Annotated in this window: 20 protein-coding genes; 10 read left to right on the forward strand and 10 right to left on the reverse strand. The window is 65.9% G+C overall.

The window, feature by feature from the left end:
- Nucleotides 1-690, reverse strand: a 690-nt coding sequence (locus BRAO375_RS15160) for a LysR family transcriptional regulator (protein WP_035640458.1), incomplete at its 3' end; no start/stop codon positions are given.
- A 92-nt stretch (nt 691-782) separates the two neighbouring features.
- Between BRAO375_RS15160 and BRAO375_RS15165 the strand changes: the two genes are divergently transcribed.
- The gene (locus BRAO375_RS15165; RefSeq protein ID WP_009028342.1) at nt 783-1,160 is read left to right on the forward strand and encodes a tautomerase family protein; all 378 of its coding nucleotides are present in this window, start codon (nt 783-785) and stop codon (nt 1,158-1,160) included.
- 707 nt (nt 1,161-1,867) lie between these two features.
- Here BRAO375_RS15165 and BRAO375_RS15170 read toward each other — a convergent pair.
- Complete coding sequence (locus BRAO375_RS15170) at nt 1,868-2,818, reverse strand: N-carbamoyl-D-amino-acid hydrolase (RefSeq protein WP_083842488.1); 951 nt, start codon at nt 2,816-2,818, stop codon at nt 1,868-1,870.
- On the opposite strand from BRAO375_RS15170, the gene BRAO375_RS37400 reads away from it, so the two are divergent.
- Nucleotides 2,808-3,011 carry a hypothetical protein gene (locus BRAO375_RS37400; RefSeq protein WP_139031386.1) on the forward strand — a complete coding sequence of 68 codons (204 nt, stop codon included), beginning with the start codon at nt 2,808-2,810 and terminating at the stop codon, nt 3,009-3,011. The two genes, BRAO375_RS15170 and BRAO375_RS37400, sit on opposite strands and share 11 nt — an antisense overlap.
- 105 nt (nt 3,012-3,116) lie before the next feature.
- Here BRAO375_RS37400 and BRAO375_RS15175 read toward each other — a convergent pair whose 3' ends face one another.
- On the reverse strand, nt 3,117-3,341 hold the full coding sequence (locus tag BRAO375_RS15175) for a hypothetical protein (protein ID WP_244423197.1): 225 nt from the start codon (nt 3,339-3,341) through the stop codon (nt 3,117-3,119).
- Between the two features lie 424 nt (nt 3,342-3,765).
- Between BRAO375_RS15175 and BRAO375_RS15180 the strand changes: the two genes are divergently transcribed.
- The gene (locus tag BRAO375_RS15180; protein WP_009028345.1) at nt 3,766-4,200 is read left to right on the forward strand and encodes a DUF2267 domain-containing protein; all 435 of its coding nucleotides are present in this window, start codon (nt 3,766-3,768) and stop codon (nt 4,198-4,200) included.
- 14 nt (nt 4,201-4,214) lie between these two features.
- Here the strand turns inward: BRAO375_RS15180 and BRAO375_RS15185 are convergent, their stop codons facing one another.
- The 6 genes from BRAO375_RS15185 to BRAO375_RS15210 form a co-directional block, all read right to left on the reverse strand.
- A complete protein-coding gene (locus BRAO375_RS15185; RefSeq protein WP_009028346.1) occupies nt 4,215-6,128 on the reverse strand; it encodes a nitric oxide reductase activation protein NorD in 1,914 nt (637 codons plus the stop codon).
- A 3-nt stretch (nt 6,129-6,131) separates the two neighbouring features.
- Nucleotides 6,132-6,941, reverse strand: a complete 810-nt coding sequence (locus BRAO375_RS15190) for a CbbQ/NirQ/NorQ/GpvN family protein (RefSeq protein ID WP_009028347.1) — start codon at nt 6,939-6,941, stop codon at nt 6,132-6,134.
- 60 nt (nt 6,942-7,001) lie between these two features.
- Entirely contained in the window at nt 7,002-8,348 is a 1,347-nt protein-coding gene (locus tag BRAO375_RS15195; RefSeq protein ID WP_009028348.1) for a cbb3-type cytochrome c oxidase subunit I, read from the reverse strand.
- Between the two features lie 38 nt (nt 8,349-8,386).
- Entirely contained in the window at nt 8,387-8,839 is a 453-nt protein-coding gene (locus tag BRAO375_RS15200; RefSeq protein WP_009028349.1) for a c-type cytochrome, read from the reverse strand.
- Between the two features lie 105 nt (nt 8,840-8,944).
- Entirely contained in the window at nt 8,945-9,208 is a 264-nt protein-coding gene (locus tag BRAO375_RS15205) for a cytochrome C oxidase subunit IV family protein (protein ID WP_009028350.1), read from the reverse strand.
- Nucleotides 9,209-9,211: 3 nt separating this feature from the next.
- Nucleotides 9,212-9,790, reverse strand: coding sequence for a cytochrome c oxidase subunit 3 (locus tag BRAO375_RS15210; protein WP_009028351.1), 579 nt, complete (start codon nt 9,788-9,790; stop codon nt 9,212-9,214).
- Nucleotides 9,791-9,923: 133 nt separating this feature from the next.
- On the opposite strand from BRAO375_RS15210, the gene BRAO375_RS38015 reads away from it, so the two are divergent.
- Together BRAO375_RS38015 and BRAO375_RS15215 are read left to right on the forward strand one after the other, a co-directional pair.
- The gene (locus BRAO375_RS38015; RefSeq protein ID WP_009028352.1) at nt 9,924-10,079 is read left to right on the forward strand and encodes a hypothetical protein; all 156 of its coding nucleotides are present in this window, start codon (nt 9,924-9,926) and stop codon (nt 10,077-10,079) included.
- Between the two features lie 52 nt (nt 10,080-10,131).
- Nucleotides 10,132-10,320 (forward strand): hypothetical protein, encoded by a 189-nt coding sequence (locus tag BRAO375_RS15215; RefSeq protein ID WP_009028353.1) that lies wholly within the window; start codon nt 10,132-10,134, stop codon nt 10,318-10,320.
- 4 nt (nt 10,321-10,324) lie between these two features.
- Here the strand turns inward: BRAO375_RS15215 and BRAO375_RS15220 are convergent, their stop codons facing one another.
- Nucleotides 10,325-10,570 carry a hypothetical protein gene (locus BRAO375_RS15220; RefSeq protein WP_009028354.1) on the reverse strand — a complete coding sequence of 82 codons (246 nt, stop codon included), beginning with the start codon at nt 10,568-10,570 and terminating at the stop codon, nt 10,325-10,327.
- Nucleotides 10,571-10,870: 300 nt separating this feature from the next.
- Here BRAO375_RS15220 and BRAO375_RS15225 point away from each other — a divergent pair, with 300 nt between their 5' ends.
- The 5 genes from BRAO375_RS15225 (at nt 10,871) to modC (ending at nt 16,917) form a co-directional block, all read left to right on the forward strand.
- Complete coding sequence (locus tag BRAO375_RS15225) at nt 10,871-12,289, forward strand: M20 family metallopeptidase (RefSeq protein WP_009028355.1); 1,419 nt, start codon at nt 10,871-10,873, stop codon at nt 12,287-12,289.
- A gap of 22 nt (nt 12,290-12,311) precedes the next feature.
- On the forward strand, nt 12,312-13,871 hold the full coding sequence (locus BRAO375_RS15230) for an amidase family protein (RefSeq protein WP_009028356.1): 1,560 nt from the start codon (nt 12,312-12,314) through the stop codon (nt 13,869-13,871).
- A gap of 485 nt (nt 13,872-14,356) precedes the next feature.
- Nucleotides 14,357-15,124, forward strand: coding sequence for a molybdate ABC transporter substrate-binding protein (modA, locus tag BRAO375_RS15235; RefSeq protein ID WP_009028357.1), 768 nt, complete (start codon nt 14,357-14,359; stop codon nt 15,122-15,124).
- Between the two features lie 12 nt (nt 15,125-15,136).
- On the forward strand, nt 15,137-15,826 hold the full coding sequence (gene modB / locus BRAO375_RS15240) for a molybdate ABC transporter permease subunit (RefSeq protein WP_009028358.1): 690 nt from the start codon (nt 15,137-15,139) through the stop codon (nt 15,824-15,826).
- On the forward strand, nt 15,823-16,917 hold the full coding sequence (gene modC, locus BRAO375_RS15245) for a molybdenum ABC transporter ATP-binding protein (RefSeq protein ID WP_009028359.1): 1,095 nt from the start codon (nt 15,823-15,825) through the stop codon (nt 16,915-16,917). The genes modB and modC overlap by 4 nt, the downstream gene beginning before the upstream one ends.
- Nucleotides 16,918-17,087: the final 170 nt, after the last annotated feature.

A 17,087-nucleotide genomic window follows, 5' to 3' on the forward strand; every position in this document is an offset into this window, starting at 1 on the left:
CGCGGCCATGCCGAGGCCCGCCATCACGGCCGCCGCGACGGCGGCAACGCCACCACCCACGAAAACCTCCGCCCACGACACACCCGCCGCATCGAGATGCTGTGCAGCCATGGCACGCACGCCGCACGGCTCCGCCATGGTGGCGACCGGCAGCGGCTCACCAGGGCGATGCCGCCAATCTGATGATGCGAACCAGCCGAACTTTTCTTCGACGATCAGTTCACCATCAGGCCGCCCGGCTTCGAAGCGAACGATCACCGCGTCGAGCTCGCGCCGGTCGAAACTCTGCAGCAGATCGGCCGACGACCCGATCCGGATCTCGATCACCAGCCGCGGATCCCTTTCATTCATGTGCGCGATCAGCGACGGCAACTCCGGCCCGGCGACATGATCGCTGATGCCGACGGTCAGGCGCTGGCGCACACCTTCGAACACGGCCAACGCGCGGTCATGTGCCGAGAGCAGCTCACGCGCGGCATCGAGGAACGCCGCGCCCCGCTCGGACAATTGCACGTAACGCGGTGTCCGCTCGATCAGCCGACAGCCGAGCCGGGTCTCCAGCCGCCGCAGCTTCAGGCTGATCGCCGCCTGCGTGGTCTCCAACGCCTCGGCCGCGCGCGTGAAGCTGCCGAGCTCGGCGATGCGAACGAAGGCCTGGACGGCGTCGAGGTCGAGCGGTTGCCCGGTCATTTCCAACCGTTATGACTGATATCAGAGCCGGCAACATATCCGATTGCCGGGGCCGCATCTATTCTCTGTCTGGAGATCAGATGAGGACGACCATGCCCCTGCTTCACATTTCCCTGCAAGCCGGCCAGCCCGCGGCCTATCGCCAGGCCATCTTCGACAGCCTGTACCAGGCAATGCGCGAGGCCCTCGACGTGCCCGACGACGATCAGTTCATGACCATCACCGAGCACGATCCGTCGAACTTCCGCTACGGCAAGGCGTTCGGCGTCGACCGCAGCGACGACCTCGTCTACATCCAGATCACCGTGTTCAGCACCCGCACGCCCCAGCAAAAGCAGGCGCTGTTCCGGCGCATCGCCGAGCTGCTCGGTGAGAACCCCGGCATCCGGCCGGAGGACGTGTTCGTGATTGTTCTCGATGCCGCAAAGGAGAACTGGTCCGTCGGTCACGGTCTGGCAAAGTTCGCGTGAGCCGGGTCGGCTACGATCAGTTGTCGTCAGCGCGACGTCCCTGCCTTGATTTGCCCGACGGGCATGCTCCTGCTGAGATTCGGAGCTGGAATCGTCCGCCGGCCCAGGCTGATCTCTTCGCGCGGGAATGCTGATTTCATTCGTGCCTTCAATGACAAGGGGACTTTCAAGAGCCCGCACGAAAATAAATCGCTTTCCAGAAATCAGAATTTCGGGTTTATCCTCCCCCCGTTCCGGTCCGGATGAGGGGCGTACGCGTCGTCACGATACGTTGGATCGGCAATGCGGTGGACGTCGGAGCATCGGATGCGCTTGCGCGGACGAGCGGTGCTCTGCGGACGGCGAAGTCGCGTGGTTCTGATACCCCGAAGCTGGTATCAAGTCGGCCGGTGTGACGCATCGGACGATGACGGCGGCCAACGAGCCGGGCGCCGGGGAGATCGCGTATAAGCCGTAAACCATCGCGCAGGGAGGGCCGGATGCTCCGGTCCGTACCTGTGGTTCTGCCGCGTGCTTTTTTCCGCACGCGGACCATGGGTGCGACCGGCACCCGGCCTTCCCTGCGCCCTCATCTCTCCAAGAGGGCCGAGACTTCAGCAACATCCGGGCACTCAGTGCCGCGGCAACGATGTGGCTTGCCCCAGCTGTTTGACAGAGTTCAATGAGACCCACCGGCTCGCCACGCGAGATGCGGCCGCGCGTTTCAGCTAGTCGATCGCGACCGGCTCGACCACGCCCGCCCGCTCGGTGATGACCTTGTACTGATCCGGCCGACGATGCGCCGCGAAGTTGAACATCTTGTCCTTGCCCTGCCGGCACAGGTCGAGATCGATCTCGGCGACCAGCACCTCGTCGGCAAGCGTCTTCGCCTGCGCCACGATGCAGCCATTGGGATCGACGATGCAGGAGCCGCCGATCAAACCGCTGCCGTCCTCGTCGCCCGCCTTGGCCACGGCGATCGCCCAGGTCGCGTTCATGTAGGCGTTGGCCTGCGCCACAAGCGTCGAATGAAAGGTGCGCAGCGATGCATCCTCGGTGTTGCCGCCGTTCGGATCGTAGGCCGCCGAGTTGTAGCCGACGCAGACCAGCTCGACACCCTGCATCCCGAGCACGCGCCAGGATTCCGGCCAGCGCCGGTCGTTGCAGATCATCATGCCCATGATCGCGCCGCCCCACTCGGAACCGGTGCGCACGGCCGGAAAGCCGAGATCGCCGTAACCGAAATAGCGCTTCTCGAGCTGCTGATATTTGGCGCCGGCGCGCGGCTCAACCGAGCCCGGCAGATGCACCTTGCGATACTTGCTGATGATCTCGCCGTCGGGATCGACCAGGATGGCGCTGTTGAAGCGCCGCCCGTCCGGCGTCAATTCGGCATAACCGACATAGAAGCCGACACGAAGCGCGCGCGCCCGGTCGAACAGCGCAGCCACCGACGGGTTCGGCATCGACCGCTCGAAATAGCTGTCGAGCGCCTCGCCCTCCAGAATCCAGCGTGGAAAGAAGGTGGTGAAGGCGAGCTCCGGGAACACCACCAGTGTGGCGCCCTGCGCGGCCGACCGCTCCAGCAGCTCGATCATGCGGGACAGCGTGTGCGCACGACTGTCGGCCTGTTGCGTGGGGCCCATCTGGGCGGCGGCGGCGCGAAAAATGCGACTCAAGGCGGTCTCCAGTCTGCGCGCCAACGGCGTCATTGCCGGCTTTCCAGCGCGAGAGGCAGATCGCGATCAAACGAAACCAGCGCAGAAAATGCAATCTGCTTGGCGGTCATGGCGCCATGAAAACCGCAACGGCACCATCCTTTCCGGAACGGACGAGATGCGCATCAACGGCAGCGCCCCTGCGATGACATAACTGGCATGTACCGAGGCGCTCAGGCGCGAACAAGGCACATCGACGATTTCAGTCCAGGACGGGAGCCCCGCGAGCGCGTGGCGGCAAGGCTCCCGCCGCGCGATCTCACGCCCGCGCCAGCTCGATTTCGTGGGTCTGCTTCGTCTCGGCGTCGTACACCTTGATCTGCAACATCGGGAAGCGACGCTTGAGATCATGCGCGCCGTTATGCGCACCGTCCTTGGTCTTGAACTCGGTCTTGATCTGACCATCGACCACGACCGCATAGCCGGTCAGCGGAAGGTCGTTGCCGGATTTGTCTTGAGCAGGCTTGTTGTGAACAGACTTCACGTGAGCAGACTTCTCTTGGGCAGACTTGAGCATTGCGAGCCGACGTCGATTCGTGAGTTGAGGGAGTGCCGGGTACGCGGGTCTCCGCGCCTCGAACAACACCGATGTAAGGTGAGTCTGTCGCGACGAGCAAGCGAAGACGCGTTCTGCACAAGCAGGACGATTACGGTTCAACCTGATGGCGCGCCAGCGCACTGCGAAGATCTGAGCGTGATTCGTTCCGACGGCCGGAACAGTAAACGCCGAAGCTCGCTCTTGACCGTCCGTTTACCTCGCGGTCGTCCACAAGACCGTGACATTGATGCAGGTCAACGTTCTCGGTTCGAACGCGCCGCCTACTGCCGGCACGTCCAAGCGAATCAGTCGTTGCGGTTCCCTGGTTCGGCGTTCCGCCAACGGTCCCTGCATTGCCATGGAGAATCAGATGAGCGAGATCGGCGTCACCGCGTTGGACCACACCGTCCACGAAACCAACATTTGGCTGAAGACGATCGAGCAGCGGCTGGCGCTGGCAAGCCGCCAGCAGGCCTACAGCGCGCTGCGCGCGGTGCTGCACGTCCTGCGCGACCGCCTGCCGCTGGCCACCGCCGCGAATTTCGGCGCGCAGCTGCCGCTGTTGATCCGCGGCGTCTACTACGAGGGCTGGCACCACGCGGCGACGCCAACCAAGGACCGGCATCTCGAGGAGTTCGTCGACGACATCTTCCGCCAGCTGCCGCCGCAATTCCCGGTCGATCCGCTCAAGGCGGCGCGCGGCATCTTCGAGATCCTGTGGGAGAAGCTCGATCCCGGCGAGTTCGACAAGCTGATGGGCCATTTGCCGGTACCGCTCAGGAACCTGCGCGAGCCGGCGACCTGAGGACAGCCGCGAGCTCAATGCGCGAGCTGCCGGTACAGCGCCGGCAGCGCCGCAGGCAGGCGGCGGATATGGCCGACGATGGCGTAGCCGCCGCGCCCGAACAGGGTCGGAAAATACGACTGCGCCGCCGCATCGATGGTGACGCCGAACACGGCGACGCCGGCGCGGCGGGCCTCCTGCACCGCCTTGCGCGTGTCCTCGATCGCGAACCGTCCCTCATAGTGATCGACGTCGTTCGGCTTGCCGTCGGTCAACACCAGCAGCAGCCGCTTGCGTTCGGGACGCTCGGCCAGCTCGCCGGCGGCATGGCGTACCGCCGTGCCGATGCGCGTGTAGTAGCCGGGCCGCAGCGCGCCGATGCGGCGTTCGACCTGCCCGCTCATCTTCTCGCCGAACGCCTTGACGGTTTCGAGCCGAACCCAGGAATTGCGCCGCGAGGTGAAGGTGACGATGCTGTGGCTGTCACCGCAGGCCGACAGCCCATGCGCCAGCACCAGCAGCGCCTCCTTCTCGACGTCGAGGACGCGCACGCCATCGATCCACGCATCCGTCGACAAGGAGACGTCGACCAGCAGCGTCACCGCAAGATCATGCGCGAGCGGACGCATGGCGAGGTGAACGCGATCGAGGCCACCGTGGCCCGCGTTGAGATCGCTGCGCGCGCGGACCAGCGCGTCGATGTCGAGATCATGCCCATCGGCCTGGGCACGCATCACTTCGTGGCGCGGCCGCAACGTTTCGAACCTCCGCCGCACGCTGCGAATGCGGCGGCGCATCGCATCATCAGGCGCCCAGGTCTCGCCTGTCTCTGCGGCGTCGCCGGTCACGACGCGGCAGTGGTCGGGCAGATAGGCGCTGCTGCGATAATTCCATTCGGGATACAGCCGTCCGCTATCCAGCCGCGCGGTGTCCACCGCCTCGGGCGGCAGATCGAGATCGAACTTGAGCTTGCTCGCCGGCCGCCCCTTGCGTCGGGAGATCGCGAGCTCGTCGAGATCGTCCGCGGCCTTGCGGGCGTCGTCATCGTCCGTGTCGTCCGTGGGACGATCGACATTGACCATCTCCGCCATCGCGAGGATCTTCTCAAAGCGGTTGAGAATGAACGGATCGCGCCTGGTGGCATCGTCGCGCTCCCGCCGCGCGAAGCGCTTGCGGGTATCGGGCGTCTCGGCCTGCTCGGCCGGCGTCTGCGTTTCCTCGTCGTCGCGTTCCGCCGCGACGGCCTCGCGGCTCCAGCAATCGCCCCACAGCGGGCACGGCAGCATCGGCCGATAGCCGGGCGGCGCCATGCCCGGCAGTTCGCCATCGGCAATCACGGCGTTCAACAACGCGCCCTGCGGCGGCACCGCGGCCCCCAGCAGCGCCATGACGATCTGCTCGAGCTGCTGCTCCAGACGCGGCAGCGAACGCCGCGGCCGGGCTGCGGCCAGTGCGCGCGCGAGTTGGGCATAGTTTCGATTTAATCCGGGAAACCGCGTGAGCACCATGATGGTGGTCTCTCGAGCCCGACGCAGCGCGAGAAGATCGCGCCGGAGCGGATCGCCCTCCGCAATCGGATCGGTGGGCATGGTCGCGAACCACGCCGCGAGCCAGTGGTAGAGCTGCGCGTTCAGCGCACGATCCGGCAGCAGCGCGAGAGTCTCCGGAAGAAAAATGGTGGCGCCATCTCGCCCGGCCTGGTCGAGACACTCGTCACCGAGTCCGATGCGTTGGCGCCAGCCGAGACGATGCCCTGATTTGCGCGCCTTGGCACCTGCGATCTGCACGCCGGTCTCGCCGCCGAGTGCGCGGAACATCACCGCGATGCGGCCGCTCACGTCGTTCAGCGCGACGGCGTGATCGGGATGGACCGGGTAGCTCGACGTCGTGCCGACCAGGCGATGCCAGGCGCGGCCGACGGTCTCCTCCAGTTCGAGAAAGTCGAACATGGCTCACCCGATCACGGCCTGCGCGACCTCGCGCAGCGCCGCCTTGACGTCGGCATCGTCGGTCAGCGGCTCGATCATCGCGGCAAGTACGGCAGCGTCAACCGGCGTCCCGGCGGCAACGAGCGTGGCACAATACACCAGCAGTCGTGTCGAGACGCCCTCCTCCAGATCATGGCCCTGCAGCGCACGCAGCCGATGCGCCAGCGCCACCAGGGGGCGCACGCGGTCGGGCGACAGCCCGCTCTCGGCGGCGACGACGGCGATCTCCTGCTCCGCGGGCAGGAAGCCGAATTCGATCGCGATGAAGCGCTGGCGCGTCGAGGGCTTCAGCGCCTTGTGCAGCGACTGGTAGCCGGGATTGTAGGAGACGACGAGCATGAAGCCGTCCGGCGCAGCCAGTTCCTCGCCCGTGCGCTCCAATGGGAGAATGCGGCGGTCGTCGGTGAGAGGATGCAGCACGACGGTCACGTCCTTGCGCGCCTCGACCACCTCGTCGAGATAGCAGATGCCGCCCTCGCGCACCGCGCGGGTCAACGGCCCGTCCGTCCAGACGGTGTCGCCGCCCTTCAGCAGGTAGCGGCCGGTGAGATCAGCGGCCGTGAGGTCATCGTGGCAAGCCACCGTGTGCAGCGGGAGCCCGAGCCGCGCGGCCATGTGCGCGACGAACCGGGTCTTGCCGCAGCCGGTCGGGCCTTTCAGCAGCACCGGCAGGCGATGCCGGAATGCGTGCTCGAACAGCGCGCATTCATTGCCGGTCGGCGTGTAGGACGGAAACGGCGGAACGGCGTCGATCGCGTGCAGTGCGGCCTTCATGATCTCTCTCCAAAATCGGGGGATGCAGGCGGCGACCGCCGGGCCGCCGCCTGCCAGCATTCACTCCGCGGGCTGCAGGGCGCCGGGGATGACCGCCTGCTTGGCGCGGCCAGGCACCAGCACGGCCCAGACGAACATCAGCGCCGAGATCGCGACGAACACGCCGGAGCCGAGCCGCACCCAGTAGAACATCGCGAGCTGGTCCTGCACGTCCATGTAGCTCTGGCCGAGCACGCGCTGCAGATGCACCTGGATGATGCCGGCGAAGGTCAGCGCGAAGGTCATCACCATCATCGCCGTGCACATGATCCAGAAGCTCGCGATCGAGAGCCACTGATTGTACGGCGCACGCTGGCGCAACTGCGGCACCGCATAGGCCATCACGGCGAGGTTCAGCATCACATAGGCGCCGAAGAAGGCGAGATGGCCGTGCGCGGCGGTCACCTGGGTGCCGTGGGTGTAGTAGTTCACCGAGGACAGCGTGTGCAGGAAGCCCCACACGCCGGCGCCGAGAAACGCCATCACCGAGCAGCCGACCGACCACAGCAGCGCGGCGCGGTTCGGATGCTTGCGGCCTGCCTTCAGCGTCATCTGCACGGTGAAGATCACCATGGTGAAGAACGGCGCGACCTCGAGGGTGGAGAACAGCGAGCCGATCCACTGCCAGTAGCCGGGAGCGCCGATCCAGTAGAAGTGATGGCCGGTGCCGAGGATGCCGGAGAACAGCGCGAGGCCAATGATGACATAGAGCCACTTCTCGACCACCTCGCGATCGATGCCGTTGAGCTTGATCATCAGGAAGGCCAGGATCGAGGCCATGATCAGCTCCCAGACACCCTCGACCCAGAGATGGACGATGTACCACCAGTACATCTTGTCGACGGCGAGATTGGCTGGATTGTAGAACGCGAACAGGAAGAAGATCGCGACGCCCCACAGCCCGAACAGCAGGATATTGGTCACCGTGGTCTTGCGGCCCTTCAGCGCCGTCATGGTCACGTTGAACAGGAACATCAGGCAGACCACGACGATGCCGACCTTGATGATGAAGGGCTGCTCGAGGAACTCGCGGCCCTCATGATAGTGGAAGAGATAGCCGACCACGGCAGCACCCGCGGCGCCGAAGAACATCCAGAACTGGATCTTGGCGAGCAGCGGGCTGTAGAGCTCGGTCTCGGTCTCCTCGGGCAGGAGGAAATAGGTCGCGCCCATGAAGCCGATCAGCGACCAGACGATCAGCGCGTTGGTGTGGATCATGCGCACGATGTTGAAGGGCAGCAGGACCGACAGCGTGTTCGGCAGCACGTAGATGGTGCCGGCGAGCAGGCCGAACAGGACCTGGGCGAGGAAGAGCGTCAGCGCGCCGTAGAAATACAGCATCGCGACCTTCTGGGTCTCATATCTCATCGAGGATCTCTCTCATGATGGAGGGCGGGATGCGGACCTCAGCCGGCCTTGTTCGGCGGCCAGTCCTGGCGCTTGATCGTGTCGGTCCATTGCAGGAAGTCGGCGAGGTCGTTGAGCTCCTGGTCGGTCAGGTTGAACTGCGGCATCTGCCGCCGGCCCGGCGCGCCGGAGGGCTGCGACTGCATCCAGGACTTGAGCATCTCGCGCGCAGCGGCAGGATCCTGCCGGCCGCCCCAGCGGTCCCAGACATTGCCGACCTCGGGCGCGAAATAGGCGCCCTCGCCGAGCAGCGTATGGCAGTTGATGCAGGAGTTCTTCTCCCAGACATGCTTGCCGCGCGCGACGCCGTCGGACAGCGTCGACGCCTTGGTCGAGGTCGTGACCATGTAGTAGTGGCTGTGCGCGGTCAGCCCGAGGAAGATCGCAAAGAAGAAGGCCGAACCGCCGTAGAAGACGTTCCGCGCGGCCGACTTGGTCAGGCGTTCCGCCATGACACGTCCTTTCCGGTTGGTGAAGAGTCGATTGTGTGTGGAAGCAATCTACCGGCGCTGCCGAGGGGCTCTTTGTCGGAGCGCAACGAGCGCGGCGATCCCCCGTCAGACGACAGCCCGGATCGCAACCGCAAGCACGGCAAAGGCGGCGAGACCGGCAAGCCAGATGGTGAGCAGACCGCGCCACAGCGCGGGCGCACCGCGCAGGCCGAGATAATCGAGCACGATCACCCTGCCCTTCGCAGCGGCGAGCGAGAGGACCAGCGCATCGACGAGCCATCTGTTCGGCACCAGCAGCGAGACTGCGAGCGTGGCGAGGGCGAAGCTCAGCAGGTGCAGCCAAGCCATATCAAGCCGATCGCGGAACATGCCTCACCTCACCAAATAAAGGATGGGGAACATGACGATCCAGACCAGGTCGACCATGTGCCAGAACGCGGCCCCGGTCTCGACGCCGCTGGACGTGGCGCTGCGGGCGACGACGGCGAGGATGACGATCCCCAGCGCAACGTGCAGCAGGTGGAACCCCGTCAGCAGGAAGTAGAGCGTGAAGAAGACCGACGATTCGAGGCTCGCGCCGGACGCGATCTCATGGCCGTACTCCGTCAGCTTAATGGCGATGAACGCAGCACCGAGCGTCATGGCCAGCGCGATCCAGCGCCGTGCGTTGCGAGGGGATGCGCGCCGCGCAGCTGCGGCTGCGCGCGCGGCGGCCCACCCGCTCGTCACCAGCACGATCGTGTTCAATGCGGCGAGCGGTCCGTCGAGCACGCCCTGCCCGGCCGCAAATACCACCGGATGGACCGCGCGGGCGACGATGAAGGCGCCGAGCAGCAGGCCGAACGCGACGAGCTCGCTGAGGATCAGCACCCACATCATGGGATCGCCGGGCAGCCCGTCGAACGCGCCCCAGCGCTCCCCCTGCTCCGTTTCGCATGTGAGTGCAGACATCGCGCCCTCCGAATGGATGCCGGAAAGCTAGTCCGGGGAGCAGAGGCCCTCTTTGTCGGTGCACAAACAGCGCGGCGCCGGACTGCGCTAGGGATCGAGAGCACCGCCAGGAGCAGATCCAAGGAGCAGTTCTATGACCGAAGCCCAGCTCGGCCTCGTCACCGCCACGCCGATCATCATCGTATTCGCAGCCGCGCTGCGGCGCATGGGCGTGCTGTCGACCACCGGCACGGTATCAGCCATTGCGGCATCGGTGGCGATCGCCACTGTCCTGTTCGTCACCCAGTAGGCCGCTTGGAACCTTCGCGGCACCAGGGCGTAACCTCGTCCGGAGGTGCCGCATGGACGACAACCGATTCGCCGAGCTGCTCGGGAACGCCGCGATCAGCGTGTGGGGCGACATGCCGCGCGACATCCAGGAGGCGCTGTTCGAGACCGCGATGCGCGGCCACGACGATCTGCGGCATCAGCTGGCGAAGCTGCTGCACGACCGTCATCCGCGCACGGAGCATCCGCCGCGACCGGCTTGAGCCGTCACTCCGGACGGTCGTCCGGCCTGAACCGGGACGGTTCGTCGTATCCCCTGCGGCTGCTGTAGAACAACAGCACCATCAGCCCAATCCCCACGATCAACGAGAACACCACGCCGAGCGTCAGCGCGATCCATCCCTCGGTCGGCATGGGGTCGCCCGGCAGCGTCAGCCCTTGATAGGCGAAGACGACGGCGCCTGCGAGAATCAGCAGCAATGCAACGATGATCGTGATGGGACCTGCACGCATGGCGATCGCGCTCCTCGCACCGAGAACAGGGGCGGTCCGCGATCGTTCCTGGACTGCGGTGGTACCGGCGCACAGCGGCAGTTCCGAAATGTGAGAACGCGCGTCTACGGGACATTCACACGCGCTGCCGAAATCATCCCGTTGCATCCAATCGCAGCACGATTTGCTTACGGCTTGGAGGACGCGCCACAGGCCTCACACCAGCCCGCATGGCTGCTCCCGCCGGGGATCGCTAGGCGGGCGGGAACTTAGCTGATAACCATACCGGCTTCCTATCTGCCAAAGAGGACAAGACCGGAGATGGATAACCGCAGCGAGATCTGGCGCGGCGTCGACGCGATCAAGACCCGTTTCATCGAGCTCAGCGACCGCGTGTGGAGCATGCCCGAGGTCTGCTACACCGAGGCCCGCTCATCTGCCGAACATCTCGCCGAGCTGAAGCACCAGGGGTTTCGCATCACTGAGAAGGTCGCGGGGATTCCGACCGCGCTGATGGGCGAATGGGGCGAAGGCGGTCCGGTCATTGCGTTCATGGGCGAATACGACGCCCTGCCCGGCCTCAGCCAAGAGGCCGGCGTCGCCGAGCATCGTCCGATCGAGACCGGCGGCCATGGCCATGGCTGCGGACACAATCTGCTGGGCTCGGCCGCGCTGCTCGCGGCCACGGCCGTCAAGGATTGGCTCGCCGCCAACAAGGTCCCCGGCCGCGTCCGCTACTACGGCTGCCCCGCCGAGGAAGGCGGCGCCGCCAAGGCCTTCATGGTGCGCTCGGGCGCGTTCGAGGATGCCGACATCGCCATCACCTGGCATCCGTCGAGCTTCTGGGAAGTGGTGATGACGCCGTCGCTGGCCAACACCCGCGCGGACTTTATCTTCACCGGCCGCACCTCGCATGCGGCGGCGTCGCCGCATCTCGGCCGCAGCGCGCTCGACGCCGTCGAGCTGATGAATGTCGGCGTCAACTACATGCGCGAACACATGCCGAGCGACGCCCGGGTGCATTACGCGCTGCTCGACACCGGCGGCATCGCGCCGAACGTCGTGCAGGCGCATGCCCGCGTGCGCTATTCGATCCGCGCCCGCGACCTGCCCGGCATGAACGAGCTCGTCGAGCGCGTGCACAAGATCGCGCAGGGCGCGGCGATGATGACCGAGACGAAGGTTGAGATGAAGATCATCTCCGCGGTCTCCAACATCCTGCCGAACACGCCGCTCGAAGAGGCGCTGTACGAGGTGATGCAGGAGCTCGGGCCGCCGCATTTCGACGAGGGCGACAGGGATTTCGCCGGCCAGATCCAGGCGACCCTGACCGACAAGGATATCGAGTCCGTCTACTACAGCATCGGCATGGAGCCGACCGACAAGCCGCTCGCCGACTTCCTCGTGCCGCTCAACGCCAAGCGCAATCCGCAGATCGGCTCGACCGATGTCGGCGACGTCAGCTGGGTGGTGCCGACGGTGCAGGTCCACGCCCCGACGGTGGCCATCGGCACGCCGTTCCACACGTGGCAGGTCGTCGCTCAGGGCAAGACGCCCGCGGCCCACAAGGCGATGGTGCAGGCCGCCAAGGCGATGGCCGGCCTCGGCATCAAGGCGCTCAACGAGCCCGCTCTGATTGCCGCTGCGAAAGCCGACCTGCATAAGCGGACGACGCGCACGCCTTACGTCAGCCCGCTGCCCGCGGAGATCGAGCCGCCGCTGACGATGTCGGTCGCCTGAAACCAGAACTGGGGGGAATAGCATGGCAAAGACAGCAAAGAAGCCGGCGGCGAAGGCCGCCCGGCCGGTCCCGAAGCGCGCAGCGAACGCGAGGGCAAAGACGAAGCCCGTAGCCAAGGCCAAGACACCACTCAAGCCGCCGGCGAAGGCAGCTGCGGCAAAGCCGCGGCTGCCGAGGGGGCCGGCCTGGCAATGGTCGGCGGTCGACACCGCCGCTGCGATCCGCTCCGGCGCCGTCTCCTCGGTCGAGGTGACCCAGGCGCACATCGCGCGCATGCACGAAGTCAATCCCAAGCTCAATGCGGTCGTCGTCGATCTCAGCGAGGAGGCGTTGAAGGCCGCGCGGGCCGCCGACAAGGCGCGCGACAAGAGCGGCCTGCTGCACGGCGTGCCGGTCACCATCAAGGAGAACGTCGACTACGAGGGGCGGCCGAATCCCAACGGCGTTCAGGCCCAGATGAGCATCATTGCGCCGTCGGACGCGCCAGTCGTGCGCAACCTCAAGAAGGCCGGCGCGATCGTGCTCGGCCTTACCAACACGCCGGAATTCTCGTTCCGCGGCTTCACCGACAATCCGCTCCATGGCCTGACCTTGAATCCGTGGGATCCGGACATCACCTGCGGCGGCTCGTCCGGCGGCGCGGGTGCTGCGGTCGCCGCCGGCATCGGCACGATCGCGCATGGCAACGACATCGGCGGCTCGCTGCGCTGGCCGGCGCATTGCAACGGCGTCGTGACGATCAAGCCGACGCAGGGGCGCATCCCCGCCTACAACGAGAGCGCCGCGTCCGAACGGCCGATGCTGGCGCATCTGATGTCGTCGCAGGGCCCGCTGGCGCGCAGCGTCGCCGATGTCCGGCTGGCGCTGGACGTGATGAGCCGGCGCGATCCGCGCGATCCCTGGTGGGTGCCGGCGCCGCTGGAAGGTGACAAGCCCAAGCGGCCGATCAAGGTCGCACTCGCCAGGATCCCCGACGACATGGACGTCGATCCCTCGGTGCGCGCTGCGCTCCGGCAGGCCGCGGATCATCTCGAGCGCTCCGGCTATCGCGTCAGCGAGGTCGAGGTCCCCGACATCTCCGGCGTCTGGCAGACCTGGTGCGACGTCATCACCACCGAGGTCGTGGTGATGCAGGAGGCCAAGATGCTCGCTGTCACCTCCGAGGATTTCCACAAGGCGTGGGGCGGGATGCGGGCGAAGGCGGAGATCCTCGACCTCGCCGGCTGGATGAATGCAACGGCGCAACGCTCGACGCATATCCGCGCCTGGCAGCTGTTCTTCGAGGAATACCCTGTGGTGCTCGCGCCGACGACGGTCAAGCCGACGCCGGGTCCGCGCGACGACACCGTCAGCCCCGAGCGCGTCCAGGAGATCTTCTTCAACGAGATCCGCTTCATCTCCGCGATCAACGTGCTCGGCTTGCCCGGTGCCGTCGTGCCGGTCACGGTCCACAATGGCCAGCCGATCGGCGTCCAGCTGATCGCCGGCCGCTATCGCGAGGATCTCGCGCTCGACGCCGCCGCCGCGATCGAGAAGCGCGCGGGGCTGCTGGTCAAGCAGCTCTGGCAGACGATGGGCTAGACGACCCGTTCCAGGGTCCTGTTCGTGGCCATGAGGACAATTGACCCTCGCTGTCATCGTCGGCCAAGCCGGGCGTTGACAGCGCGGGTGTGGCATTATCATCCCCCCGCTGTCATCCCGGACGAGCGCGCATCGCGCGCGAAGATCCGGGATCCATAACCACAGGAAGACGTGCGGGGCACAGCCTGAGCACCTTCCTGCCTCATACATCTGCCGGTGGCTATGGGTCCCGGCTCAAGGCCGGGACGACACCGAATGTGTCGTGGCGCCGTCGTGTTTGCGACACGCCGCCGCAGCCCTTGTCGTAAGTCGAACAGGGACGCGCATCGCACGAGGCTGCCCTCGTGTTGACGGAAACAGGGCGAGCTGTCTATTCTGATATATACAAATGGATACAGCACAACCTCGACCCGGCCGGGGCGCCGGAACGGGACTTGCAATTCACCGACAACAACCCCTCTGGTGGATCGAACAAGGACAACGCGATGAGATCGATGCGCTTCGCCACTGCCGCCCTGGGCGCGGCCATTGCCCTCTTGACCAACGCTAATGCGTTCGCCGGCAGCGCGACCGTCGCCGTGGCCGCCAACTTCACCGAGCCGGCCAAGGAGATCGCTGCGCTGTTCAAGGCCAAGACCGGGCATGAGCTGGTGCTGAGCTTCGGCTCGTCCGGGCAGTTCTACACCCAGATCAAGGAGAGCGCGCCGTTCGCCATCCTGCTCTCCGCCGATGATGAGCGGCCGAAGAAGCTGGTCGACGAAGGTCTCGGCGTGCCCGAGAGCCGCTTCACCTATGCCATCGGCAAGCTCGTGCTGTGGAGCAAAGATGCGAACACGGTGAAGGGCGAGGAGACGCTGAGGGCGAGCGCGTTCAACAAGCTGTCGATCGCCAATCCGACCGCAGCGCCCTATGGCGCTGCCGCCATCGAAACGCTGAAGGCGCTCAAGCTCTATGAGGCGGTCCAGCCCAAGATCGTCCAGGGCAACACGATCTCGCAGGCCTTCCAGTTCGTCGACACCGGCAATGCCGAGCTCGGCTTCGTCGCGCTGTCGCAGCTGATGCCGAATGCCGGCGGCTCGCGCTGGCTGGTGCCACAGAATCTCTACACCGAGATCCGCCAGGATGCGGTGCTGCTGAAGGCCTCGGCCGGCAACGAGGCGGCCACCGCATTTCTCGCCTTCCTCAGGACCCCCGAAGCCCGTGCCGTCATCGAGAAGTTCGGCTATGCTCTGGACCCGAAATCGGGCACCTGAGCACTCGGACTCATGAACCTCCACGTCTCGGCCGACATCTGGCAACCGGTCCGGCTCACTCTCGAGCTCGCGGCGCTCACGACCGTCATCCTGATGCTCGTGGGCACGCCGATCGCGTGGTGGCTGGCGCGGTCGAAGGCCTGGTGGAAGGAGGCGGTCGCGGCGCTGGTCGCGATCCCGCTGGTGCTGCCGCCGACCGTGCTCGGCTTCTATCTGCTGGTCGCGCTCGGTCCGAGCGGCCCTGGCGGCGCGCTGGCCTCGCTGTGGGGCGCGCGGACGCTGGCCTTCACGTTTCCAGGTCTCGTGATCGGCTCGGTGCTGTTCTCGATGCCGTTCGTGGTGCAGCCGATCCGCAACGCCTTCGAGGCGATGGGCGAAAAGCCGATGGAGGCAGCCGCCACCTTGCGCGCCTCGCCGTGGCGCGCGTTCTGGACCATCGCCGTACCGCTGGCGAGTCCCGGCTTCCTCACCGGTGCGATCCTCGGCTTCGCCCACACGGTCGGCGAGTTCGGCGTCGTGCTGATGATCGGCGGCAACATTCCCGGCAAGACCAAGGTGCTGTCGGTCGCGATCTACGATTATGTCGAGACCTCGCAATGGACCGAGGCCTCGGTGCTCGCGCTCGGCATGGTCGTGTTCTCGTTCGTCGTCATTCTGACGATGATGCTGATCGAGAAGAAGATGACGAAAAGCGCGTCATGAGCACGGTCAAGGTCGATTTCCGCGGCACGCTCGGGCGCTTCGGGCTGGACGCACGCTTCGAGGTTCCGGCGCGCGGCGTGACCGCGATCTTCGGCCCCTCCGGCTGTGGCAAGACCGCGGTCATGCGCTGCATCGCCGGGCTCAATCGTCTCGACGGGCTGTGCTCCGTCTCCGGCGATGTCTGGCAGGACGAGAAGACCTTCCGACCCGTGCATCAGCGGCCGATCGGCTACGTGTTCCAGGAAGCCAACCTGTTTCCGCACCTCTCGGTCCGCCGCAACCTGATGTACGGCCATCCCGGGCGGACGGAGGCCGGCGCGATCGGCTTCGACGAGATCGTGGGATTGCTCGGCATCGCCAGACTGCTCGAACGCTCGCCGCGGCATCTCTCCGGCGGCGAGCGGCAGCGCGTCGCGATCGGCCGCGCGCTCCTCAGCCAGCCAAAACTCCTGCTGATGGACGAGCCGCTGTCGGCGCTCGACCAGATGACCAAAGACGAGATCCTGCCCTATCTGGAGCGGCTGCACGCCGCGCTCGTCCTGCCGATCCTCTACATCAGCCACGACATCGCCGAGGTCGAGCGGCTCGCCGATCAGCTGGTGCTGATGCGCAATGGCGCCGTGCTGGCGTCGGGTCCGCTGTCCGAGTTGCAAGCCGATCTGTCGCTACCGCTGGCGCTGTCACGCGATGCCGCGGTGAGCCTCGACGCTACTGTGCTGAAGCAGGATGCGACCGACGGCATGGCGACGCTCGAAGTCGGCGGAGGATCCTTCCTGGTGCCGACTGAGCCGCTCACGCTGGGCACCCGGCGCCGCCTGCGCGTGCTGGCGGATGACGTCAGCCTCGCGGTCGAGGCACCCAGCCGCAGCACCATCGTCAACGTGCTCAGGGCCAGGATCCTCGAGATCCGCAGCCAGTCGGATCATCGCGTCACCGCCCTGCTCGGCCTCGGCGAGGACGGCCACGGCGCGCGGCTGCTGTCGCGCGTCACGCAGCGCTCGTGGAACGAGCTTGGCCTTCAGGTCGGACTGCCCGTCTACGCCCAGGTCAAGGGCGTCGCGCTGGTCCGCCGCGAAGAGCCCCTCGCCTGAGGCCAGGACTCCGCGCTTTATCTCCAGCATCACGCCGTGTTGTATACACGACAATATAGCATCTTATGTTATATCCTAAACAATACAGCTTTTGACCGAAGCTGGTTGGATAGTCCTGGATTCGTGAACTCGTACAATGACTTGTCTCGCGCTGGGCTTGCTGGCCCGAC

This window comes from Bradyrhizobium sp. ORS 375 (assembly GCF_000239775.1).
Lineage (GTDB): Bacteria > Pseudomonadota > Alphaproteobacteria > Rhizobiales > Xanthobacteraceae > Bradyrhizobium.

Bases quoted from the DNA above. Each gene is read 5' to 3' on its own strand.
- BRAO375_RS15190 (WP_009028347.1), bottom strand. From the start codon at position 6,941: ATGAAGGCCGCACTGCACGCGATCGACGCCGTTCCGCCGTTTCCGTCC.
- BRAO375_RS15230 (WP_009028356.1), top strand. From the start codon at position 12,312: ATGGCAAAGACAGCAAAGAAGCCGGCGGCGAAGGCCGCCCGGCCGGTC.
- BRAO375_RS37400 (WP_139031386.1), top strand. From the start codon at position 2,808: ATGCGACTCAAGGCGGTCTCCAGTCTGCGCGCCAACGGCGTCATTGCC.
- BRAO375_RS15180 (WP_009028345.1), top strand. From the start codon at position 3,766: ATGAGCGAGATCGGCGTCACCGCGTTGGACCACACCGTCCACGAAACC.
- BRAO375_RS15220 (WP_009028354.1), bottom strand. From the start codon at position 10,570: ATGCGTGCAGGTCCCATCACGATCATCGTTGCATTGCTGCTGATTCTC.
- modC (WP_009028359.1), top strand. From the start codon at position 15,823: ATGAGCACGGTCAAGGTCGATTTCCGCGGCACGCTCGGGCGCTTCGGG.
- BRAO375_RS15165 (WP_009028342.1), top strand. From the start codon at position 783: ATGCCCCTGCTTCACATTTCCCTGCAAGCCGGCCAGCCCGCGGCCTAT.
- modB (WP_009028358.1), top strand. From the start codon at position 15,137: ATGAACCTCCACGTCTCGGCCGACATCTGGCAACCGGTCCGGCTCACT.
- BRAO375_RS15225 (WP_009028355.1), top strand. From the start codon at position 10,871: ATGGATAACCGCAGCGAGATCTGGCGCGGCGTCGACGCGATCAAGACC.
- BRAO375_RS15210 (WP_009028351.1), bottom strand. From the start codon at position 9,790: ATGTCTGCACTCACATGCGAAACGGAGCAGGGGGAGCGCTGGGGCGCG.
- BRAO375_RS15195 (WP_009028348.1), bottom strand. From the start codon at position 8,348: ATGAGATATGAGACCCAGAAGGTCGCGATGCTGTATTTCTACGGCGCG.
- BRAO375_RS15185 (WP_009028346.1), bottom strand. From the start codon at position 6,128: ATGTTCGACTTTCTCGAACTGGAGGAGACCGTCGGCCGCGCCTGGCAT.
- BRAO375_RS15215 (WP_009028353.1), top strand. From the start codon at position 10,132: ATGGACGACAACCGATTCGCCGAGCTGCTCGGGAACGCCGCGATCAGC.
- modA (WP_009028357.1), top strand. From the start codon at position 14,357: ATGAGATCGATGCGCTTCGCCACTGCCGCCCTGGGCGCGGCCATTGCC.
- BRAO375_RS15205 (WP_009028350.1), bottom strand. From the start codon at position 9,208: ATGTTCCGCGATCGGCTTGATATGGCTTGGCTGCACCTGCTGAGCTTC.
- BRAO375_RS38015 (WP_009028352.1), top strand. From the start codon at position 9,924: ATGACCGAAGCCCAGCTCGGCCTCGTCACCGCCACGCCGATCATCATC.
- BRAO375_RS15200 (WP_009028349.1), bottom strand. From the start codon at position 8,839: ATGGCGGAACGCCTGACCAAGTCGGCCGCGCGGAACGTCTTCTACGGC.